4 protein-coding genes are annotated in these 4,584 nt (G+C 71.3%); all 4 read left to right on the forward strand.

All coding sequences use genetic code 11. The annotated features are described in order from the left end of the window. Window positions 1–1,476, forward strand: a 1,476-nt coding sequence (locus HR086_RS44865; RefSeq protein ID WP_174468718.1) for a HEAT repeat domain-containing protein, incomplete at its 5' end; no start/stop codon positions are given. 10 nt (window positions 1,477–1,486) lie between these two features. Continuing rightward, entirely contained in the window at window positions 1,487–2,308 is an 822-nt protein-coding gene (locus HR086_RS44870) for a protein-glutamate O-methyltransferase CheR (RefSeq protein WP_141649346.1), read from the forward strand. Next, complete coding sequence (cheB, locus tag HR086_RS44875) at window positions 2,305–3,354, forward strand: chemotaxis-specific protein-glutamate methyltransferase CheB (protein WP_174468719.1); 1,050 nt, start codon at window positions 2,305–2,307, stop codon at window positions 3,352–3,354. Before HR086_RS44870 ends, cheB begins: the two co-directional genes overlap by 4 nt. A gap of 127 nt (window positions 3,355–3,481) precedes the next feature. Beyond that, window positions 3,482–4,447, forward strand: coding sequence for a fatty acid desaturase (locus HR086_RS44880; RefSeq protein WP_174468720.1), 966 nt, complete (start codon window positions 3,482–3,484; stop codon window positions 4,445–4,447). The last annotated feature ends 137 nt before the right edge of the window (window positions 4,448–4,584 follow it).

The following is a 4,584-nucleotide window of genomic DNA, read 5'->3' on the forward strand; positions in this document are numbered from 1 at the left end:
GGAGGGCAGGACGCCGCGGCGGGACTGCTGCGGCTGTTGGACGGACCGGACCCGTCGGTGGCGCGCTCGGCGGCGAGCGCCCTGGCGGAGCTGGGGGCGGACGCGGACGAGCAGATTCTGCAGGCGCTCCAGGACGGAGACAGCGCCCGGCGCAGGGTGCTGCTGCCCCTGGTGGGGCGCCGCGCGTCGGCGGTGCCGGAGGTGATGGCGTGTCTGGAGGACCGGGAGGCGTCCGTGCGCGCGCTGGCGGCGGACACCCTGTCGCGCATCGGTGACACGTCCGCGGTGCCCGTGCTCTTCCAGCGCCTGATGGATGACGACGCGCGCGTGGTGCAGGCCGCCACGGGCGCCATCCAGTCGCTGGGCAGCGAGCAGACGGAGACGCTGGCGCTCCACGCGGCGCGCTCCGCGGACCCCCGTCTGCGCCGCGCGGCGCTGCGCATCATCTCCTACTTCGGTTATCCCCGAGGGCTGGAGGTGCTGCTGTCCGCGATGCGCGACTCGGACGAGCGGCTGCGCGACGCGGCCATCTTCGGCCTGCCCTTCATCGAGGACCCGCGCGCGGTGGACGCGCTGCTGGCGGCGGCCACCCACGAATCGGAGCGCACGCGCGCCGCGGCCATGCGCGCGCTGGGGCAGACGGAGAAGGAGGCCCGCATCACCTCCACGCTGCTCGGCGGCCTCAACGACAGGGACGCGTGGGTGCGCTACTACGCGTGCCAGTCCCTGGGGAAGCTGAACGAGGAAGCCGCCGCGGATGCGATTGTCGCGCTGGCGGACGACGACGCGGGGCAGGTGCGCGTGGCGGTGGTGGACGCGCTGGCGCACATGCACACGGAGAGCGCGATGACGGCGCTGCGCCGCGCGGCGGCCAGCACCGACGCGGACGTGCGGCGCGCGGCGCTGCTGGGGCTGGGCGTGGCCCGGCGTCAGGACGCGCTGCCGGTGTTGCTGGAGGCCTCCTCGTCGGAGGATGCCGCCACGCGCCTGGTCGCGCTGTCCGCCGTGGCCGAATACGAGGCGCCGGAGACGCTGCCCGCGCTGTTGCATGCGGCCAGTGACAGGGATGACAGCGTGCGCAGCGCGGCGGTGGGGTTCCTCGCCACGCGCCCGGGTGTCCCCGCCACCCAGGCCCTGGTGTCGCTCCTGGGGGACCTGACGGTGCGCGAGCGGGTGGTGAGCGCGCTGGCGCTGCCCATGGAGGGGCGGCTGCCCGGCCTGCTCGCGGCGCTGGACGTGGCGGACGAGGTGACCGCGCCCCTGCTGGTCGCGGCCCTGGCGCGCATGCGCCGGGCGGACGCACGCGCCGCGCTGGTGCAGGCGTTGGAGACCTCCAGCGCCGCGGCCCGCCGCGCCGTCGTGCCCGCCGTGGGCGCGCTGGGAACCCTGGAGGCACGCGACGCGCTGGAGCGCGCCTCCCTGCGCGACGAGGACCCTGAAGTCCGGCGGGCCTGCCTCGTGGCCCTGGGGAAGTGACAAGGACGTCATGCCTTCCCTGCCGATGTCCCCCCAGGTCTTCGCCATCCTCACCGCGCTCATCGAGCAGCGCGCGGGGTTGCACTATGCGGCGGAGGACCGCGAGCTGTTGTCCGACAAGGTGTCGGACCGGGCGCAGGAAGCGGGCTTCGACTCGCTGCTCGACTACTACTACTTCCTCCGGTACGACCCGGCGGGCTCGGCCGCGTTGGATTCCCTCGTGGACTCGCTGCTCGTGCACGAGACGTATTTCTTCCGGGAGGCGCAGCCGTTGTCGGTGCTGGTGGAGGACGTGCTCCTGCCCAGGGTGCGCGCCGGCCAGAAGCCCCGCGTGTGGTGCGCGGCCTGCTCCACCGGCGAGGAGCCCTTGACGCTGGCGATGATGCTGGCGGACCGGGGTGTGCTCTCCGGCGTGGAGTTGCTGGCCAGTGACTTGAGCACCCGGGCGCTGGAGCGCGCTCGCACCGGCGAGCACAACCTGCGCTCCATGCGCGCCTTGCCGCCCGGAGTGGAGGGGCGCTGGCTGGAGCAGGTGGACGGACGGGCCCGGCCGAAGCAGGAGCTGGTGGACGCGGTGGAGTGGCGCCGCATCAACCTGGTGGATGAGGGGGCGGTGGCGAAGCTGGGCCAGTTCGACGCCATCCTCTGCCGCAATGTCCTCATCTACTTCCAGGATGAGACGGCGCGCCGGGTGGTGGCGTCGCTCACCCAGGCGCTGAAGCCCGGAGGCCAGTTGGTGGTGGGCACCTCCGAGTCGCTGCTGCGCTTCGGCACCGCGCTCTCCTGTGAGGAGCGGCGCGGCGTATTCTTCTATGGCAAGGCGGGCGCATGACGGCCGTGACTCCTGTTCGCGTCCTGGTGGTGGACGACTCGGCCTTCGCGCGCAAGGTGCTGCGCCAGGTGCTCTCCAACGCGCAGGGCATCGAAGTGGTGGACACCGCGCGCGACGGTCTGGACGCGCTGGAGAAGGTGGCGGAGCTCACGCCCGACGTCCTCACGCTGGACCTGGTCATGCCGGGGCTGGACGGGCTCGGCGTGCTGCGCGCCCTGGACTCCATGCCGGCCGCTCCCCGCGTCGTCGTGGTCAGCAGCGCGGGCGAGGAGAGCGAGCTGGCGGTGTCCGCCCTCCAGGCCGGCGCGGTGGAGCTGGTGCACAAGCCCTCCGCGCTCGCCACGGACCGGCTCTACGAGCTGGGCGCGGAGCTGGTGGAGAAGGTGCGCATCGCCGCTCGCGCCGTGCCGCACCCGCCGCGTGGGGTGGCTCAGGCCACGGCTGCTTCGACTTCTCCGGCGGAGGTGTTCGGGCCGGCGCGCAACCTGGTGGTGGTGGGCACGTCCACCGGCGGTCCCCAGGCCCTCACGCGGCTGTTGTCGGCGCTGCCGGCGGACTTCCCCGCGCCCATGGCGCTCGCGCTGCACATCCCCCCGGGGTACACGGAGGCGGTCGCCCGCCGGCTGGACTCGCTGTGCGCGCTGGAGGTGCGCGAGGCGGAGGACGGGATGGAGATGCGCCCCGGCCGCGTCGTGCTCGCGCGTGCGGGCCAGCACCTCAAAATCGAGCGGCACGGCGCGCTCACCGTGGGTCGCGTGGACCGGCACCCGGTGCAGATGCCGCATCACCCTTCCGTGGACGTCCTCTTCGAGAGCGCGGCCCGCACGTGGGGCCGTGACACGGTGGGGCTGGTGCTCACCGGTATGGGCGACGACGGCCGGGAGGGCGCGCGCGCCATCCGCGCGGCGGGCGGCTCCATCCTCACCGAGTCCGAGTCCTCCTGTGTCGTCTACGGCATGCCTCGCGCCGTGGACGAAGCGGGCCTCGCCACCGCCAGTGCGCCCCTGGAGGGAATGGTGGCGTTGCTGCTCACTCAGCTCCGCTGACTTCGGGAAAAAACGGGTGGGGTGTCCGTCGCCCGCACCCCTACATGGTGAGGAAGCAGGCAGCCTTGCCCTGGAGGGGGAGCGATAGTTTTGGTTCTGCACGGACGCGTAAGGCAGACTGCCGGCCATGCTCCGTTACAGCGCCGACATCCGCACCCTTCTCTGGTGCCTGGCGATGCCCGTGGTGGCCCTCTCGATGTACGCGGCCCCCTCGCTCATCCCCTACCTGTGCCCGCTCGCGTGCTACCTGGCGCTGTCCGCGGGCGTCATCGCCCACAACCACAACCACAGCCCCACCTTCCGCAACCGGAAGATGAATGAGGCGATGGGCATGTGGCTGTCGTTGTTCTACGGCTACCCCACCTTCGTGTGGATTCCGACGCACAACCTCAACCACCACAAGTTCGTGAACAAGGCGGGCGACGCCACCATCACCTGGCGCTACTCGAAGAAGCACAACTTCCTCGTCGCCTTCCTGTTCCCCTTCGTCTCCACGTACTGGCAGCAGGAGCCGACGAAGGCCTTCATCGAGAAGGCGCGCACGCGCAACCGCGCCCTGTTCCGGCAAATCGTCCTCCAGTACATCGTCTGGGGCGGCACGCACGCGGCGCTCGTCGCGCTGGCCATTTATATGCACGGCGTGGCGGGCGGCCTGCGCATCTGGGCCTTCGCGTTCCTGATTCCGGCCTTCTTCTCGCTGTGGACCATCATGTTCTTCAACTACATCCAGCACGTCCACTCGGACCCCTGGAGCGAGCACGACCACAGCCGCAGCTTCACCGGCCGCCTCATCAACTTCTTCCTCTTCAACAACGGCCTGCACGCCGTCCACCACGAGACGCCGGGCCTGCACTGGAGCCTCCTGCCGGAGGCGCACGCCAAAATCGCGGCGGACATCGACCCGGAGCTCAAGCCCGTCAGCTTCTTCGGCTGGTGCTTCCGCTCCTACGTGCTGGCGCCCATCTTCCCCCGCTTTGGCACCAAGCAGGTGGGCCGCGCCCCGTATGACCCGCCCGCGGGCGGCACCGTCGACGTGTCCTTCGGCGACGAGCTGCAGGCCGTCGACTCGGGCGTCAACGTCGCTCGCGTCTGACGCACCCGCACACGCGGGCCTCGTGTGGGTGTCTCTGTCCTGTATTTCCCATCTCTCCCTGGAATCTGACCAGGGGGAGTATTCGCCATGTGGCTGATTCTCGTATCTCGCGGTCAGAGGTACGGGCGGGCTGGGGG

It is taken from the genome of Myxococcus sp. CA039A (assembly GCF_013336645.1).
Classification (GTDB): Bacteria; Myxococcota; Myxococcia; order Myxococcales; family Myxococcaceae; genus Myxococcus; species Myxococcus llanfairpwllgwyngyllgogerychwyrndrobwllllantysiliogogogochensis.

What these genes read in the sequence shown, in the direction of transcription:
- HR086_RS44880 (WP_174468720.1), top strand. Translation starts at nt 3,482, where the DNA reads ATGCTCCGTTACAGCGCCGACATCCGCACCCTTCTCTGGTGCCTGGCG.
- HR086_RS44870 (WP_141649346.1), top strand. Translation starts at nt 1,487, where the DNA reads ATGCCTTCCCTGCCGATGTCCCCCCAGGTCTTCGCCATCCTCACCGCG.
- cheB (WP_174468719.1), top strand. Translation starts at nt 2,305, where the DNA reads ATGACGGCCGTGACTCCTGTTCGCGTCCTGGTGGTGGACGACTCGGCC.